Source organism: Alkalinema sp. FACHB-956, from assembly GCF_014697025.1.
Lineage (GTDB): Bacteria > Cyanobacteriota > Cyanobacteriia > Leptolyngbyales > Leptolyngbyaceae > Alkalinema.
Genome location: NZ_JACJRC010000018.1, coordinates 84,939 through 103,241, shown reverse-complemented (window position 1 = coordinate 103,241; position 18,303 = coordinate 84,939). Strand labels below are relative to the sequence as shown.

Here is an 18,303-nt window from a genome sequence, read left to right as displayed (position 1 = left end):
GGAAATTAGAGGTTTCTTAACGAATCTCAGTGCAGTGCTAGTCTTGCCACAATTTTGCGAGACAATTTTCCACAGTCCCACCCAACCGCACCCCCCCCGTTGGCATCGCAGTCACCAGTTTGACCGTACCGTCGGGTTCCCGTTGCCAGCCCTGGGCCTGCACGATCGGGGTTGGATGGGGCAGAACGGGCCAGACCACCCGATCGAGGATGACTGCTGGGCCGGGGGCGGATGCATCGGGCAGAGGAACCCACGGGGCCATCCCCACGGCGCTTTCCAAGGGTTGCTCGGGGCTGAGGGGAATGCCTCCCCGCCCGCTGACGATAAAGGAACTTCTGGAGGCTTGCTGACCAGGCTGACAGTCCTGGGAAATTTTTTGGGCTGGATCAGTTAAGTTTGTGGGCAGGGTGATAAGTCCTCGGTTGGGGTCGATGTTGAGGGTATTGAGAGTCACCGTACCATTCAAACCAAATTGAGAACTGGCGGTAATGTCACTGAAAGGGGTAAGGTTGGGTTGAAATTGCAAACCGTAGATCGCGTTGGTGTTAATTGTGATGTTGCCGCCATTCCCCGTAAAGGCATTGGCACGAATGTCGCTATTCTCTCGCAATATTCCCAGAATAAAAGGTGCCTCGATCGTAATATTTCCCCCATTACCTCCCGTTTGAATGGTTCCCGCACTGGTTAAAACGTTGCTATTATTACGCATCAAAAGTAAATTTCGCACATTCAGCTTAATATTTGCACCATTGCCCGAAACAGATCCAGCTCTAATCTCACTGCCATTTAATAACCGAATCGTTTCCGCACTAATCTCCAGATTGCCAGCTTGGCCAGTACTGAGGTTGCTGGTACTTATTAACGCTCCATTGGTGATATCGATCGATCGCGCTTGCACTGCAATATTGCCACCCTCCCCTTTTCCAGTACGTCCTACCTCACTAGTGATAGCTGTCGCAAATTGGCCATCCGGAGTGACGCCATCTACGCTGATTCGATCGGCAATAATGCGAACATTCCCCGCCTTTCCCTCTCCAAACGTTTTAGCAGAAACGGCTGCTCCTCGGGCCATTTGCAAAACTCCAGTCTGGACAATAATTTCTCCCCCTTGGCCAATTCCTGTATTATTCACCGCACTAAAAATGCCACTGCTGGAGCTACCACTCGGAGTTGTGCCCTCTAGAACAATCGTTTTTGCATTAATTTTCACATTTCCCGCATTGCTAATGCCAAAGGTACTGGCGGAAATGTTCGCCCCATTGGTCGCAGTTAGGGAATCTGTATCAACCGTAATATTGCCCCCCTGCCCCTTGATATTAGACACCACTTGACTGGCAATGCCCGTAGGCGATTGGTTCTTTGGCGTACTGCCATCGAGGGTAATCATCTTCGCAGTCACCTGCACATCCCCCGAAATCCCATTGCCAAAGTTACTGGAAAGAATCGTTGATCCCTGAGTCATCGTCAGTAAATGGGTTTTGACAATGACATCGCCTCCCCGTGCATTCCCTGTTGAGTCTAGTGTAATACTACCAATTCCACTACCAATATCTCTAGGTGAAACACCAGCAAGCGTGATAGCATTTGCAGTGACCTGAACTTTGCCTGCATTGCCGCCCCCTGCAGTTCGAGTAGCGATGTTGGAACCATCGAAGGCTTGAATATTCCTTGCAGTGATGTAGATGTCTCCTCCTTGTCCGATCGTTCCTCTGGGAACTTCATTGGAAATCGCGGCTCCTTGGGTGAGTTGTAAGTTTTCTGTGGCATTCACTGTGATATTACCAGCTTGATAGCTGGGGGAATTATCGCTACCTCTGTCAATGCCCGCAATCAAGACGCTTTTATTTAAAAAGAGAGTACGCCCAGCCAGTTGAATGCCACCGCTTCCCCGGCTGGATGTTATTCTCAAAACTGATTCATTGGTTAACGTAATATCTTGCTGGGGAGTATTAATGGGTAGGGGTAGAGCAACATTCAGACGATCGCCGTTCAAATCTAGCGCGACTGCTCCGATCGGCCCAAGGCTGACTAATTGAATCTGGTGCCCTGGTGCAAAGATAAACGAATTATCTAAAACAATATTGCCGCCAATGAGTGCAAAATCCGTAAACTGACTATTTACACCTGCACCAATCCGCATAGCTGAACGAATCTCGCCCGGAGTCTGTCCCATTTGCACCCCGATCGGTACGCTGAGGGTCAGCAAGGGCGCTGGGTCAGCAGTCCGCAAAACAGTGCCATCGGCAAATTGCAGGCGATCGCCCGTCGTGGCTAAAAATGAACCCCCAATGTTCACAGCAGCCCGAGGGCCAAAGATAATGCCGTTGGGATTCAGTAGGAAAACATTGGCTGGATTGCTAGTGGCGATCGTGCCGTTAATGGTAGAAATAAACGGTTCTCCCACGCCCGTTACCCGCACAATCACATTCCGAATGGTCGGAGCCGTCACAAACCCCGCAACATCACGATTCGGTAAAGAAAATTGGCGAAAGCTATGGAATAAATTGTCTCCGCGAATTGTGCCATTAGTAATCGTGCAATTCCCCGTACAGGGTGCGATCGCCGAGCCATTGATCTGCGTTCCCAGGGTTCCATCCCCCACGATCTGCGCCTGACTGGGCCTGGGAAGCACCAGAACAGGCCAGACCAGCGATGGAGCCAGCAGCAGCATTCCGCCCAGCAGTCTAGCCCCGCCGGAAAACGGCTGCAGCCATTGCGGTAGATTCGCCATGGGATTCTCTGGAGGTAGAGTAAACAACAGGGAAAGTGCCCCGCGATCGACGTCAGCAGCAGTTTACTAGATCCTAGAGAGGAGAAGCGAGCGGCTGAGATAAGTCGTTACGGAGCGTGATGAGTTGCTTCTGTTCAATGCAATCGTCTACTCAACCGATCGTGGCCCCTCTTGTTTCAAACGATGATAGGCAAAGGTTCCCCGAACCGCATTGATAAAGGCACAAATCAGAAGCATGGTCACTATAATCCCGGCTCCCACCTTTGGCCCTAGGGCAATCTGCATATAAACTCGCTCTATGCAATAGATGATTAAACCGGCCAGGGCTGCTACCCGTGACATTTGATAAATCCCCCAAGCAATTCCTGCAAACAATGCTGCATCGATCAGTGCCCAAGCATTGACAGGAAACGTTGCTGGCAAGAGTCCAAACATCGATGCTATCGCCACGATCGTGGTCATACCCATCACAAAGCAAGCCGCCCAAGTCCCCTGTTGTGCAACCGCTTGGGCATCTCCCAGGGTTACGATTGGAGGGAAGAAATTATTCTTTTTGCTAGGCTTAGATTTAGAGTTCATGGTTACCTCTTGAAAGGAGATAGATTGGTTTTAACTGGACTGGTTTTAACTGGACTGGTTTCAAAGGTGCTGCCATCGCCTATTAGATCACTCTTTCTAGCGTTCTACAACTTATGCTCAAGCAGCGGAAAACCCTCTACGGAACCAAGATGAGCCGAATATTCAGTCACCTAATCTCTGATAGGGTCAGAAATTGAGGCTTATTCAGACCGGGTAAGTTCAATCAACAGGTTGATTCCTGGACAGGTTGATTCCTTGTGAGAGGCTCGATTTCGGAACTATGAACCAATGCTGCATAATGCCCCTGCTGCGCCAAAAGCTGCCCATGGGTTCCCTGTTCCACGATCGTCCCTTGATCGATCACCAAAATTAAATCAGCATTGCGAATTGTACTAAGCCGATGGGCAATGACAATGCGCGTACAGGTCAACTGGCTTAAATTTTGCTCGACCCAACTTTCCGTCAGGCCATCCAGATGACTCGTCGCTTCGTCTAGCAGTAAAATCGCGGGCTGGTGCGCAATGGCGCGGGCGATCGCGAGCCGTTGGCGCTGCCCCCCAGATAATCCTGTCCCCCCCTCCGCTACCCGGGTTTCATAGCCCATGGGCAATCGTAAAATTTCATCATGGAGCATGGCTAATTGAGCCGCTTGCTGTACCTGCGCCAAGGGGAGATTGGGATGATTCACCGCAATATTGTGGCGAATCGATCCACTGAATAAAAACGGTTCCTGGAGCACAACCCCAAACTGACGGCGCAAACTCCGCCAATTCAACTCTGCCAGGGGGATGCCATCATAGAGAATTTCACCGCTAGTAGGCCCGTATAGGCCCAAGAGTAATTTTGCTAGGGTGCTTTTGCCTGATCCCGATCGACCTACTAACGCAATTTTTTGCCCTGGTTGAATGGTGATGGAAATGCCTTGTAAGACCCATGGAGCCTGGGGATTATAGCGAAAACTGACCTGCTTCAACTCAATCTGTCCGGTTAGGGGGGGCGCAAGTTGTCCTTCCTGGCAATCCTGCTCCGGCTGAGCCATCCAAACATCCTGTAATCGATCGAGGTGGGCACCTACTAATTGCAACCGTTGGGTATTGGAGATTAGGGAAGATAATGGCATCAAAAAAGCTGCTGCGATCGCATTGAGCGCGAGCATCATCCCTAAACTCATCAGATGACTCAACACTAATTGAGCACCCAACCACAATAGGATGAGAGGGGATAACGTCCGTAGACACAACATCGCAGTATCCACGATCGTAGCTAAATGATTACGTTGCAGGGATACATTGAGTTGTTTGTAAAATAACGTAGACCAGTGATCAAAGGCTCGATCCTCTGCACCGCAGGCTTTCAGAGTTTGGATGCCACTCAACACTTCCACCAGATAGCCCTGGGACTCTGCCTGTGCCCAGAGATCCCGTTGGGTTAGGTCATGCATCGATCGTGTCGTTCCCCAGATGACCCCCACCTGCAACAGCCCCAAGAACAAAACGAGTCCTCCAAACCATGGCGACTGTACCAGCAACACCAGCAAATAGCCCAGGACAAATAGCCCATCGAGAACGATCGATAAAGTTTGGCTGGTCAAGGTCTCACGGATAATTGCATTACTACTGAGGCGCATTAGTAAGTCGCCGGTGGTGCGCTGTTCAAAAAAGCGAAAGGGTAAGGTTAGGAGATGCTCAAAAAATCCCAGCATCATTTTGATGTCAATGCGCGCCTGTAAGTAGATCAGCAGTGCTCCCCGTAAATAGCTCGTAATCAACTGCGTTAACAGCAAAATTACCATCCCGATCGCCAAAATTGGCATTATGCTGGTTAGCTGAAGCGGTAATACTCGATCGATTAATAGTTGGGTCAAAATCGGCAGTGCTAGCCCTAAGCCTTGTAATAACAGTGAAGTCGCTACAATTTGTAGCCACAGCCCTGGTGTATGGAGCAAATACTGTCCTAAGTAGTCCTGCCATCGCATCAATGGCTGCTGGGACTGCGCAGTAAACTGGCTGCCCGGTTCTAAGGTCATGACCACCCCAGTAAAAGCCGCCGCAAATTCTGTAGCGGTTAACCGACAGCGCCCGCTACCCGGATCGATAATGTCAATCCGTTGAGGTGTCCAGCGTTCAACCACAACAAAGTGTTGAAAATTCCAATGGGCGATCGCCGGTAGGGGCACATAGCGAAAATCAAGTAGGCTCTGTACCGAATAGGCTTTGACGCGCAGTCCATAATGCCGAGCCGCTTGGACGATCGTTTCTGCGGTCACTCCATCCCGATCGACTCCGATGAACTCTCTACATTCACTGACCTGGGTTTGTCTGCCATAGTAACTGAGAATCATCGCTAGACAGGCTGCACCACATTCAACGGCGTTTAACTGAAGCCGCACAGGGACGCGTGGTGGCTGTCGGCGCAATCTATCGCGGAGTTGGCGAAATCCCCCTGGGAGCCACGCCAGCCGTACAGTCTGGCTTTGAGGTGTGTGGTTTTGACGGGTGTGGGTTTGATGGGGCCGACTGTGAAGGGGACGGTTTTGAAGGGGCTTGAAAGTGCTCATGATTTAGATAGACCGGAAGTTTAGTTAGCCAAGCGATCGTGCTACTGATACCCAACACACCTAGTAACGCCCAGAGATAGGTAAAGGTACATGGTGAAACTATGCGAGGCAATACGGTTGTCTCTTGTCCAGCAACATAATTACGAACGGCGTCCTCACGAAAAATAGAACGTGTAACCTTTGGAATTGGAGCCGTGGATTGAGTGGCTTTAGGCGATAGCATCATCGGCTCCTTTGTAACGGCACGATCGATGGAACGGACAATGGGTCTATAGCGGCGGGTTTTGGGGGGGCCAGCACCAAGATGGAGGGAACTTGACTGGGGGCCGCTAGACGCAGCAACCCGTAGCCAATGCCCGCTAACCCTGTCATTAATCCTGGGGATTCCACGCCTAAGGGGATGCCACACTGCCAACCCTGGCATTGAATGCTGTCGAGAATCTGCTCCGCTAGACGATCGATCTGAGGCTGTAACTGCGCTTTTTGCAAAGTATCCCGTGCCTGCAACAGCAAATCCAGATTGCCCAAACTGCCATGACAGAGAGAGTGATTGCCCCCAAAGCCCTGGGCCAACGTCGTGGCGATCGCGGCTTCAATTTCTGCCTGAATCTGTCCATCATCCACCTGCGCTGCCTGAAGATGGGGCAAACACTGGAGCCGCCCTAGGCCAATTCCAGGTGCACCGTGGCACCAAGCTGTCATAAAGTTCATGCGGTCTTGTCGTCCTGTCTTTACCGAGTGGGCAAACTCTCGTAGATCCGGCCAATTCCTCCGCTCCGGTGAAAATAAATGGCGCTCATAGGCGATCGCACCTAGGGCCGCTGTCCGAAATCGGGACTCTCCGCTCAGTGCTGCCAGTTCTAGCAAAGCCCAAGCTATGCCTGCGTTGCCGTGGGAAAAGCCTGTTAACGGTTTGGAGGATTGACGGCTACTGGGCCAGCCAATTCCATGGGTTTGCGGTTGGGCCATGCGAAGGAGATGATCGCCACATTGAATTGCAACATTCAACGTTAGCTCGGAAGGATTGCAAGAGTAGAGCGATCGTAAACCACCAATGCAACCTGCAGCACCACCAATTACATCAAACACTTCATCTTGATGAATCCAATCTGGAATGTGCTGAACAATTGCCTCAGCTTCCGTCATCAACGCAGATTGTTGCCATAATTGACCTAAATGCGTCAACACATAAATAATGCCACCCCATCCAGTTAATCCACCAATTTGATACATTTGCGAAGAGTACCGCTCAATTTTTCGTTGCACTGTCACTAATGTGGCTTGAGCTAACTCTGTATAGCGGTTTTCCTGGGTGATAGCTCCCAGATAGGCCAGAAACAGCAGGACTCCCGGCAGGCCATCATACACATCTAACCCCAAGGGAGCCACCGACCAATGGCGCTCATTGACGCAGCTTAAGCCAATCCAAGCCACATCCTCTGTTCCCCGTAAGGCCAGTGTTTCTAAGCGATCGCCAATGGCACAGGCCGCAGTGAGTACACGATCGCGATTAAGCCCTTGCTCTGATGGTGTAAAAGGGGAGTGGACAGGGGCTTGGGGCAATTCTGGACTGGGTGACTCCAACTCCATTCCTAGGGACAGCGAAGTCAAGGAAGCCTGAATAATCCAGCGTTGTCGCACCAAATCTGATTCACTCAACTGCCGTAGCCGATCCTGCACAGATGCCAAACTGGTTTGCTCTAAAAAATCTGGAATGCGCACCCCAGAACTTGTCCAGAGATCGCGAGAATTGGGGCGTGTGGTGAACAGGGGAATGTCCCCATTGCGTAGATCTTCCTGCTCAAAGGAAATTAACTGCGCTAAATAAGGACTCTGTTCAACGGCCAGCCAGAGACGATCCAGCAAACGATCGCGATCTAGGGCATTACGCAAAACATCGGGATGGAAACTTTCCAGTAGTAACAGACCATAGGTACGGGTTGCACGTACAATGACTCGGATTGTGTCGTTCGCAAATGGTGTGAGTGGACTGGGTTCTGCTAGGAGTTCCTCGCGATATTGACACAGCAATTGATAAATTTGTGTAAATCCAGTGGTAATGGCCTCTGCATAATCCGCTGCGTTCACGGCTTCTCCATTCAGGGTGGGGCGGTTCTGCTCCTCCGACAATTCAATGCGCTTGCGAATCAGCCGCATTTCATCGGTACCCACTCCTTCCCAATGAATGACCTCGTGGGGTGTCAATTGGCCAGCGGCAGACCCTAGACCGCTAATATCAATGCCTTCTGCTTGACGATTAGACCAAATCCGGTGGGGAAGTAGGCCAATGCCATAGACAGAGTGATACAACGTACGATCGGCTAGCTGATCGGCTTGTTGGGCATCTGGTTCATCAATATGAGGATGAAACAACGCTTCTAAATCGAGCAAGATGGGATATTCACCTGCTGCAATTAGGTTTTCATGGTGGAAATCAACGGCTTCTAAGGCGTACAGAATCGCTAAATAGCCGCCTTGACGCTGGTAAAATCGCTGAATTTCGGCTTCTGTGCTACAGGGTTGGGCGGTGATGAATTCGACCCACCCATAGTGACCCCGATCGCAGAGATTCAATAATTTAAAGGGAGCATGATCGCCCCGTTGATTAATCCATTGCAGAAGTTCCTGAAAATGGCGATCGAGGGACAGCGATCGAGGTTTATAAACAATGGAAAAGCCAGAACTAAATTTGGCAATCATCACATTGCGTCCCCCACGATGGCTATCTCCCGCACCACCTATGAGTTCCGTGAGCAATTCTGGCTCGCGATGGGGGGTGAATTGCGATCGTATTATTGACCAATCTGTGCAAAGGCGTTGGAGAAATTCTAAATTCACCGTTGCCCAATTCTCAATGCAAAGGGTTAATTGTCTTGCTAAGACAGGATATTCCTGTAAAAGACTGAGGGCGACATCCCGTTGCCGTAACCGTTGCGTAAAGCTTTGGAAGCGTTCTTCGGAGGTTTCTCCTTGCAAAAGTCCCTGTAAACGCGCTACGTTGAGTTCCAGTACTAATGTGCGATTGACTAACTTCAGCAATAGGCCAGGAAGGTGGCCCCAGAATAGGTTTTCGATCGTCGCTGGATCAAACGGTAACTCAGAATGGGTTTGAATGAGTGTTTGAATACCATCGTTTAAGCGATCGCGACCCTGGCGAATCAGTGGTTCAATCAGTTCCAGAAATCCTAGAGTTTTCGTCTCTTTCAATGCATCTGGAAAGGTCATTGGTTCCGTAGCCAGTGGCTGAGTAAAGGCTTGGGTCAGTTTGGTTAACCAAGCGGGCGGTTCAGTCTGGCGATCGCGTAGGGCTGCGGTAGATTCACCCAAAATATGCAAAAATTCTGCTTCGTTAATGCCTTCTATGGCTAATCGTTGGGCAAAGTAGGACTCTCGATCGAAGGGGGATTGAGCTTTCCAGCGATCGTAATAACGCTGTGCTCGATCGCGATCGATATATCGCTTAGCATTGGTTTTCCGATCTATATTTAGAATTTTATGCTGTGGTGCTTTTAATAATGTAACTCGTTCGGATAAACTGATGGCTTGATACCAGTCAGAAGAGGTAAAGTCAGGATAATTCATAGGTTTTACAGGGGCCTTTTGAGTAAACTCGATCGATGATGGATGACAGAATTGCGGGATATCATATTAGTAAAGAGGGTACGGATTTTCTAGGTGCCGGGATATTCTTCAGATAATCCGTACCATCATTTTCTATGTACCCAATTTTCTAGGCATTCAACTTTCTAAGCACCCAATCATCTGGAAAATGAGATAACGAATACCAAATTGATTTATCACTGCTACAGATCCGATCCCCCCTAGCCCCCCTTATTAAGGGGGGAATTCAGCCAATTCCTTTCAAAGTCCTTATTAAGGGGGATTTAGGGGGATCGTTATGTGTTGCAATCACAAGTTGATTTGGTATAAGGTGCCAGATAGCTTGGATGCAGATAAATTAGATGCCGCACCGATCCTGACAAACGGGTTGATGGGAGCCTGCAAGACAGCTATTAAAGCCACCTGCGACAGATCCTAAATCGGCATCGTTTAACTGAATCAATCCTGCGGGATGCGCGGGCAACTCCGTCTGATCACGATCCTTCAAACGGTTCCGAAAACTCTCGTCTTTCCAAAAACGAATGACATTTTCTTGAGACATAATTATCCTTCAGGTGAATGTTGAAAGCAGGAACAAAGAGTGTATGCGTTGAGGTGATGAATTCACCGTTACCAGTTTAATCATCACCTTATGCATCAAAGAACTAACTCAAAGAACTACTTCAATTGACACGTGCATTTAGACATGATGCGCCATTCAATTGGGCACCAAGGCACATCAGGCATTTGACCACCACTAATCGCACCCAATTCTGTATCATTTAGCTGAATCAGTCCTGCCGGATTATCTGGCAATACAGTCTTTGCATCACGACTCAAACTGTTGCGAAAATCTGCATCTTTCCAAGCACGAATGATGTTTTCCTGAGACATAAATTCTCTCCAATTTAATCTTGACGTGATTTGTTGTTCGAAATGATAAACGTTGTAGCACTACATTTTCAGTGAGAAGCATAGGAAATTAAAGTTTATTTATTCTCCTCACTGGGATGTTTTACTCTGGCTTGCAGGTACTTCCATTTCCACAAACAGGTCCCCAAGTCGGTTCACAAAGTTTGGCTCCTCCTCCGACATGCTTGAGATCAGTATCAGAAAGTTCAATCATACCTGCGGGATCTTGCGGTAAAAGCGCGCGCTCCTTTGTGCTCAAACTGTTGCGAAAATCTGCATCTTTCCAAGCACGAATGATGTTTTCCTGAGACATAAATAATCCTCCAAGGTTGGTTAGTATTAAGGAAGTAATTCGTAATTGATTATTTCCTTAATTCTGTTTTAGCTGATCGATTATTCATGGTGTCCCACACATCTGAGTAGTATTTATTATTTGGAAGTAGCTCGTTGTAGCGTAGTAATTTGAATGGGGTATTTTACCTGCCAACTCTAAGCTCCAATCTCTAAACAGCCACGTTTTTTAGAGTGAATATTTTTCACATGAAACTTCACTGTGTTTAAGCTGATATGCAAAGTTTCAGCAATATTTTGGTAGGAATAGGAACAACGTAATAGACGTAACACTTCAGTTTCCCGTTCAGTCAGATCATACTGCTGTTGCTCAATTCTTAAATCTTCTGCCAAGCGATCGTTGCGATCTTCCAGAAACACCAAAATATAGGGACAGCGATCGGACTCATTGGTATCCGGAGTCAAACGATCGGTAAATAAGCAGGCTCGAATTCGCACGATCTGTACTTCACTCACTTGATAATCAAGGACAAACGGCTCATTCGTAGGTGGCAACTGCTTAAAGAGTTGACGGGAAATATTCAACAAAATGGGAGGCAGAGAGGTAAATGGAGCGCAACCATTCCATAATTGATGATTCAGTTCCTTCGCTTTTAAATTGAGATAGGTTGGTTCTAAGGTATCAGAAATCAACAAGATTCCCTCACGCATAGACTCAACCAACTGGCTTTGGAAGGTGTCAAGCTTCAGAAGCAAACGATTCTGGGTTTCGTTCATGGTGATTCTTTGTCTACACAGATTATTAAGGTTCCGAAATAAACCTATCTAAGAATTGATAGGGCCAGAAATTTCAGCCTATTCACCCCTGTCTATTCACCTCCGTTTTGCAACCCAGATTGGGTCAACGCTTCAGCCAACTAAGGATTGATAGGGTTGAAAATTAGAGGCGATTCAGCTAGGCTGAGCATCGAGTGCATCCTTGATATTCGGGAGTCTCCGCTGATGTTGCGCTTTTCCCTCCGATCGATCCATCGATCGCTGACCCGATCGCTCACGACCGCTTCCCTTACAACCGTATTGCTGCTCTTTAGCCTGACTGCCAGCGTCTGCCTCACGATCGCGCCCAGCTCTGCCACTCCTCCCGCCCAGACGGCTGCTGCGGCAGCTTGGGTAGAACAGGGTAAAGCGCTGTATGACGCTGGACAATTTGCGGACGCGATCGCGGTTTTACAGCAAGCGATTCAGGCGTACAAAAAGCAAGGCGATTCCCTGAAAACTGCCGTCAGCCTCAGTAATCTCGCACTGGTTTATCAACAATTGGGGCAGTGGGAAACTGCAAACCAGGCCATGGCTGAAAGCTTGTTGTTATTAGGAATGACAACCGAGAATAAGAGTCCCGACAAGTTTCAAATACGCAATTTTAAAACCCAAAATTTACCCATCCTAGCTCAGGTACTCGATATTGCTGGCAGACTTCAGCTAGAGGCAGGACAGGCGGAAACCGCGATCGGAATCTGGGAACAGGTCGCATCGCTTTATCAACAACTCAAAAATCCCCATGGACTGATTCAAAGTCGCATTCACCAAGCCTATGCCCTCCGCACCCTAGGCTATTATCGACGAGCCTTGACCCTCCTGACCGAATCCCGATCTCTGCTCCAAAATCAGCCTTCTTCCCTCCTTCAGGTCACCGCATTACGATCGCTGGGAAATACCCTACGTCCCATGGGGGATCTTGAGCAATCCCGCGAAGTCCTACAACGGGGGCTCACGATTGTGCAGGAATTAACATCGACCCCGGAGATTCGGCAAGAAATCAGTGCGCTATATTTCGGGTTAGGAAATACGGCAAGGGCACAACAAGACTGGAAAACGGCGAGTCAGTTCTATCAACAGGCCGTAAATCTGGCAACTACGTCGATCGCGAAAATTCAGGCCCAAGTCAATTTATTTAGCCTACTGGTTGAACAGCAGCAATCTACCCCTGCACAAAATCTGCTACCGGACATTCAAACCCAATTCACTCAACTTCCTCCCAGCCAGTCCAGTCTCTATGCCCAAATTCATTTCGCTCGATCGTTGATGAAATTGGCCGACCAAACCTCTACTCCTCAGCCCTTCCAGCAAGCTGCGATCGACCTCCTCACCACTGTTACCCAGCAGGCCCACCACCTCGGCAATCGTCGTGCAGAGTCTTACGGCTTAGGCGATCTGGGGGATTTCTATGAACAAGCTGGACAGTGGAAAATGGCCCAGACTGTTACACAACAAGCCTTAAATGTAGCACAGGCCTTAAATGCCCCAGAGATTACCTATCGTTGGCATTGGCAACTCGGACGATTATTGAAACAGCAAGGAAATATTCCAAAAGCTATTGCTGCCTATGATGCGTCGGTAAACGAATTACAATCACTTCGGAAAGATTTAGTAGCCGTCGATCGAGACGTACAATTCTCCTTTCGAGACAGTGTAGAACCTATCTATCGAGAATCGGTAGAGTTATTAGTGCAATCACCTCCAGGAAATTCTACGGAACATTATTTAGATCAAGCTAGACAACGAATTGAAGCATTACAACTCGCTGAACTCGATAACTTTTTTAGGGAAGCTTGTTTAGATCATCAGACTGTTCTATTGGATCAGCTGGTCGATCGTAGTCGTTCTAAGGTTGCGATGATTTACCCCATCATCCTACCCAACCAGTTAGAGGTCATTATTAAACTTCCTAATCAACCACTCCATCATCACACGATCAAAATCACTAAATCAGAAGTTGAACAAACGCTCCAACAGCTCCAACAAAATCTCACAGAATTAGACGCAACTGCCACGATTCAGAAACTTTCCCATCAAGTCTACCGTTGGCTGATTCAACCGATCGCATCAGATCTAGAGCAGCAGGGGGTTAAGACCTTAGTTTTTGTTCTGGATGGTGCGCTACGCAAGATTCCCATGGCGGGACTTTATGACGGGAAACATTATTTGGTTGAAAATTATGCTGTTGCGTTAAGCCTTGGGCTGCAATTGTTTCCACCGACAATGCTACATCCCGATCGATTCCATGTTTTGGCAGCAGGGTTAGTGGAACCGCCGTTACCCTTCCAAAAACAATTTCCGCCCTTGCCTGAAATCAAATCAGAATTTGCGCAGATTGCGAAAGCGGGCATTCCGACACAACAGCTTCTGGATCAAGCCTTTACCAGTCAAGCGTTGGAAACCCAAGTTCGTTCCGCCAAGTTTAATATCGTTCATCTAGCGACCCATGGACAGTTCAGTTCCCAAGCTAAAAATACCTTTATCCTGGCTGCGGATGGCCCTATTAATGTGACACGCTTGGATTCTCTTTTGCGCAATCGGACTCAATCCCGGACAGAAGCGATCGAACTTTTGGTGTTAAGCGCCTGCCAAACGGCAGAGGGAGACGATCGGGCGACCCTAGGGCTAGCAGGGGTTGCTGTCAAAGCAGGCGCACGGAGCACCCTCGCCTCCCTTTGGCACATTGATGACGCATCCACCGCACTGTTGATGGGAGCCTTTTATCGCGAACTAGCTAATGCCCAAGTTACTAATGCCCAAGTTACGAAAGCAGAGGCGTTACGGCGTGCCCAAGTAACCCTGCTTAAAAATTATCCTAACTACAGTCATGTTGGCTTTTGGGCGGCCTATGTGCTTGTGGGGAATTGGCTATAGAGAACGGTGAGATGAATCTAAGAAAATAATAAATTATTGTATTTTCCATTGTATTTTCCATTTGTTCTAATAATAGAAATCTGACAGCGATAGATTGTACTTTCCATTACTGTGCTTCTCCCACCAGCGTAAATGCAGCCCAGTGACTGGGATCGGGGTAGCGTTGTTTTGTGATCAGCATGGCTTGGCGGAGGGCTTGGGCTTTGTCAGGTTGCTGCTTCAGTTGTCGGTAAAACTCCTGCATCAAGTCGCTGGTGGATTGGTCATTTACCGCCCATAGGGAGACAATAACGCTGGGTGCCCCTGCCGCAATGAACGATCGAGATAAACCAATCACCCCGTCGCCTGTAATGTCTCCCTGCCCGGTATCGCAGGCGCTTAGCACTACTAAATCTGCATTCAGTTGCAAGTTGAAAATTTCGGCTGCACTCAAGAAGCCATTATCCTGTCCATCCGGTGCAAGGGCGATCGCGCCGGGAATATTCCCTTTAATCGGATCGAGTAAGCCATGGGTGGCGAAGTGTAGGAGTTTTGCGGTGGGTATTTGTTGCAGTACAGTGGCTTTGGTGGCTTGGGCACCGATCAGTGGCGTGGTGTTGAGTTGCTGACCGATGGCGATCGCTTCTTGACGGGCAGCGGGCAGTGGCTGAAGCAGTTCGCCTTGGTAGGTTGGCATGGTGGGGTCACCGACGATGACTGCGTTGCCCGATGCTTTGGGACGGTTGGCGAGGGTTTGGGTAAGCGCTAGGGTTTGGATAGAGGGCGCGGTAGATAGGGTATGACGTTCGATTAGAGGGCGATTTTGGGCATCAGGGAGAGCGGCGAAGGGGACGAGGAAGAGTTCACCCTGGGGTAGGAAAATCACCCGTTGCTTGGGGTCAGTGGGTAAGTCTTGGGCGATCGGGGCGATGAGGTATTGATAGAGTTGGGCGAGGGAATCGGTCTTCGTGGGGGAGACGGGTTGTTGAGAGATTTTAATGCCTGCCCGTCCGCGTATGCCGAGATCGAACCGACTTTCACGGACTAACTCCGTTAGAGGGAAAGATGGGTTACGCTGGGTCGATCGAAAAATTACTTCACCTGTGGGCTTAATCACCCAAATGTAGAGTTGTTCACCTCCGACGATCGAATACTGCACCAACGTTGCATTTTGTGTTTTAGCAATCTTGCGAATTTCATCTAGCTTGAGGGCTGCCGAGAGTTGGGGAAATTCAGGTTGTAAGATTGAGCCTGCTGTCTGTTGATTACGACGCTGCGATCGAAATGCTAGCAATTGTACTAACACTCTTGCCTTTGCTTCTTCTGAAATTTCTAGTGCTTCATTCGTGCGGTTTTGCCGTACTAAAACCTCTTGTAATCGTTGTAAATTCTGGTGTTTCCAGTCACTGACCCAAATGAGTCCTATATCGGATTCACCATTCTCTTCCATGTCATTCAGTTCTTCATATATCTGATCACTATCTTGCATCTTAATTGCTAACCGCAGCGCTGCTTCAGCTTCCGATAACTTATTCCATTGTGCAAATGTATGGCCAATTTGACTGAAGACCCTTGCGTCTAGATAAATATTACCCGTTTGAGCCGCTTGATAGGACTTCACTGCATTGGCGTAGTCTCCTTGAGCTTGATAGGCATCTCCCAAATGAGCTAAGGATTCTTTGTACAAGAAGTTGATGTAAGCTGCGGGGGGATGGGCGGAAGGGAGAGCGTTGGGGTGACTACTGGGGGCAGCAGTTTCGACTTGCTTTTGGTAAGCTCGATAGATGTTGCTAGCCGCTTGGGATTGTCGGATCGCTTCCCCATAGTTGCCACTGGCACGATAGAAAATCCCTAAATTTTTCAAGGCATTTGCCTCTGCCATTTTGTCCTGAGATTCGCGGGCCAGGGTAAGGCCTTGTTGTTGTGCCTCGATCGCGTTAGAGTGTTGCCCTAAGGCTGCATAACTCCGTGCGATAGTTTCCAGGATTAAGGCTTCTCCTGGCCGATCGCTCAATGCTCGGGCTAGTGTTAACCCTTGGTTGCCGTATTCGATCGCCTTAGTGGAATGTTTGACCGATCGTGAAGGTTTATCAAAATCATGGGAAAGTGTACCACCTATCCAACGATTGTTTTCCAAATCATCAAGGGTTTGATAGGATTTCGTTAAAATGATCAGTTGTTGCTTTTCCGATGCTTGATTTTGAACTTCACGGGCGATCGCTAAACTTTTTTCTAAATAGTTAATTGCGATTTCTTCATCCTTCTCTTCTTCGTGATAAAAGCGTCCCATCTCTCCAAAAATAATGCCTTCTTTTGCACGCGACTGGATTTGAGGAGAAATCACTAAACCCTTTTGCACAGCGCTATGCTCAAAATCTTGTAGTGCCTTAGCGATATTATCTCGAATTAAATTAAGCTGTTCTAGTTGATGGTTAGCTTGCCACACTAAAAATTCATTTTTAATTTCCTTAGCTATTTTCATCGCTGCTTGCCAGAATTGAGCGGCTGTATCAAACTGAAGTTGCTTAAATTGCTCGTCGCCTTGTTGTAATAGCTGATTGGCTGACACTTTGTGATTAGCTTTCTGTTTGACTAGTGCTAATGCGTGCAACTGTTTAGCTTCAGAGGCTTGATTATTGACCTCTTTGGCAATGGCTAAACTCCTTTCAAAATAGCTAGGGGCTTTGTCATACCGATCTTCTTGAGCGTAGAAATGACCAATTTCACCCAATTGTATCCCTTCTAATGCCCGTTTTTTGATTTCAGGGGACAGGGCTATATTCTGTTGGAGTAAACTTTGTTGATATTGTTTGAAGGCTCTGGCCGATTCCGTTTGAATCAGCTCAATCTGCCGTAGGTGAAAAAGAATATAGGGTTCGATGAATTTGTCATCTAATTCACGATAAATCTTTAAAGATTGTTGTAAGGATACGATCGCGGCCTCAAACTGAGCTGTATCCAGTTGCCCTAGCCCCCGTTGATAAAGCTGACTCGCCACTTTTAACTGCTTGTCTCGGTTAGCAGTCTGAGCTAGGTGATCCTGGGTTTGAGCAAGACTCATTGGCGCTAAAGCGATGGCAATGCCTAGGCTCAAGATGATCAAAGACCATCTACCCAAAAATTTTTGGTGCCATTTCATTGGTTGCATAAATTAATTGACTTAATATCAAATTGATTGGTCAAGGTTCGATCTTCCTAGTCCCCTGACCCTACGGGACGCAAATCTAAAAAAGGGGGGAATTCAGTAAATTTTTCCAAAGTTCCCCTTATTTCTAGAATAGTGGTGCGTAGTGCGGGATTTAGGGAGCGCGAGATTTAGGTTGATCGATCGGTATTTTGAGTGCTTAAGAATTTTATCGAATTTGACTGGAATGGATTAGACCCAACTTGCCACAGGCATCGGTATAAAACCATTCGCCATACGTCCCATAAGTTGTAATTGTAGTTTGACGACGAACGGTGCAGATAACTTTGCCATTGGGTTCCAACCGCACATTGGAAGGGGGCGAAAAGACTTGATAGCTGCGGCGATAGTAACCACAAACCCGATCGATCATCTTTTGGGTGGCCTTAGATTGTGGCTCCATCAAATCGCCATATCTTCCATTATTATCCGCCACCTGAAATTGGCCATTACAAGGCGTCATTGCCTTTACCCGATCGCGCCCAATTTGATAGGTAAAAAAATAGCCCGGATGGCCTTCCATCCCCAGACTCCGCTGGACAATCTCAATGGAATCTAAATTTAAACTAACTTTCTCCCCCGTAGAGGCCGTTCCTTGATATTCCCATCTGACTGCCCCCGCTACTGCCGCAGGCACCACCACTACCGCAGGCACCACCATTGCCCCTAAGCTGCTTCCCAGCAGACCGATCGTCAGAATTTTCTTCACAATTTCCTTCAACATTGCATCTTGCTCCTTCACAGTAGTCATTACAGTAGTCATTAATCAACGTCATTTGT

General features: G+C 48.2%; 11 protein-coding genes. 1 reads left to right on the top strand and 10 read right to left on the bottom strand.

What is annotated here, in order from left to right; all coding sequences use genetic code 11:
• Positions 1-37: 37 nt before the first annotated feature.
• From H6G21_RS17915 to H6G21_RS17880, 8 genes are all read right to left on the bottom strand, one after another.
• Positions 38-2,731: an S-layer family protein gene (locus H6G21_RS17915; protein ID WP_190574774.1), complete on the bottom strand. Its 2,694-nt coding sequence runs from the start codon at positions 2,729-2,731 to the stop codon at positions 38-40.
• A 147-nt stretch (positions 2,732-2,878) separates the two neighbouring features.
• Entirely contained in the window at positions 2,879-3,310 is a 432-nt protein-coding gene (locus H6G21_RS17910) for a hypothetical protein (protein WP_190574773.1), read from the bottom strand.
• A 223-nt stretch (positions 3,311-3,533) separates the two neighbouring features.
• Entirely contained in the window at positions 3,534-5,867 is a 2,334-nt protein-coding gene (locus H6G21_RS17905) for a peptidase domain-containing ABC transporter (protein ID WP_190574772.1), read from the bottom strand.
• Positions 5,868-6,089: 222 nt separating this feature from the next.
• Positions 6,090-9,449, bottom strand: a complete 3,360-nt coding sequence (locus H6G21_RS17900; protein ID WP_190574771.1) for a type 2 lanthipeptide synthetase LanM family protein — start codon at positions 9,447-9,449, stop codon at positions 6,090-6,092.
• A 376-nt stretch (positions 9,450-9,825) separates the two neighbouring features.
• Positions 9,826-10,029, bottom strand: a complete 204-nt coding sequence (locus H6G21_RS17895; protein WP_190574770.1) for a mersacidin/lichenicidin family type 2 lantibiotic — start codon at positions 10,027-10,029, stop codon at positions 9,826-9,828.
• 116 nt (positions 10,030-10,145) lie between these two features.
• The gene (locus H6G21_RS17890) at positions 10,146-10,361 is read right to left on the bottom strand and encodes a mersacidin/lichenicidin family type 2 lantibiotic (RefSeq protein WP_190574769.1); all 216 of its coding nucleotides are present in this window, start codon (positions 10,359-10,361) and stop codon (positions 10,146-10,148) included.
• A gap of 121 nt (positions 10,362-10,482) precedes the next feature.
• Entirely contained in the window at positions 10,483-10,692 is a 210-nt protein-coding gene (locus H6G21_RS17885; protein WP_190574768.1) for a mersacidin/lichenicidin family type 2 lantibiotic, read from the bottom strand.
• A 176-nt stretch (positions 10,693-10,868) separates the two neighbouring features.
• A complete protein-coding gene (locus tag H6G21_RS17880; RefSeq protein WP_190574767.1) occupies positions 10,869-11,447 on the bottom strand; it encodes a LuxR family transcriptional regulator in 579 nt (192 codons plus the stop codon).
• Positions 11,448-11,672: 225 nt separating this feature from the next.
• Between H6G21_RS17880 and H6G21_RS17875 the strand changes: the two genes are divergently transcribed.
• Positions 11,673-14,360 (top strand): CHAT domain-containing protein, encoded by a 2,688-nt coding sequence (locus H6G21_RS17875; RefSeq protein WP_190574766.1) that lies wholly within the window; start codon positions 11,673-11,675, stop codon positions 14,358-14,360.
• A 106-nt stretch (positions 14,361-14,466) separates the two neighbouring features.
• On the opposite strand, the gene H6G21_RS17870 is transcribed toward H6G21_RS17875, so the two are convergent.
• Both H6G21_RS17870 and H6G21_RS17865 read right to left on the bottom strand, forming a co-directional pair.
• Positions 14,467-17,400, bottom strand: coding sequence for a CHAT domain-containing protein (locus H6G21_RS17870; protein WP_190574765.1), 2,934 nt, complete (start codon positions 17,398-17,400; stop codon positions 14,467-14,469).
• Positions 17,401-17,692: 292 nt separating this feature from the next.
• Entirely contained in the window at positions 17,693-18,274 is a 582-nt protein-coding gene (locus H6G21_RS17865; protein WP_190574764.1) for a hypothetical protein, read from the bottom strand.
• Positions 18,275-18,303: the final 29 nt, after the last annotated feature.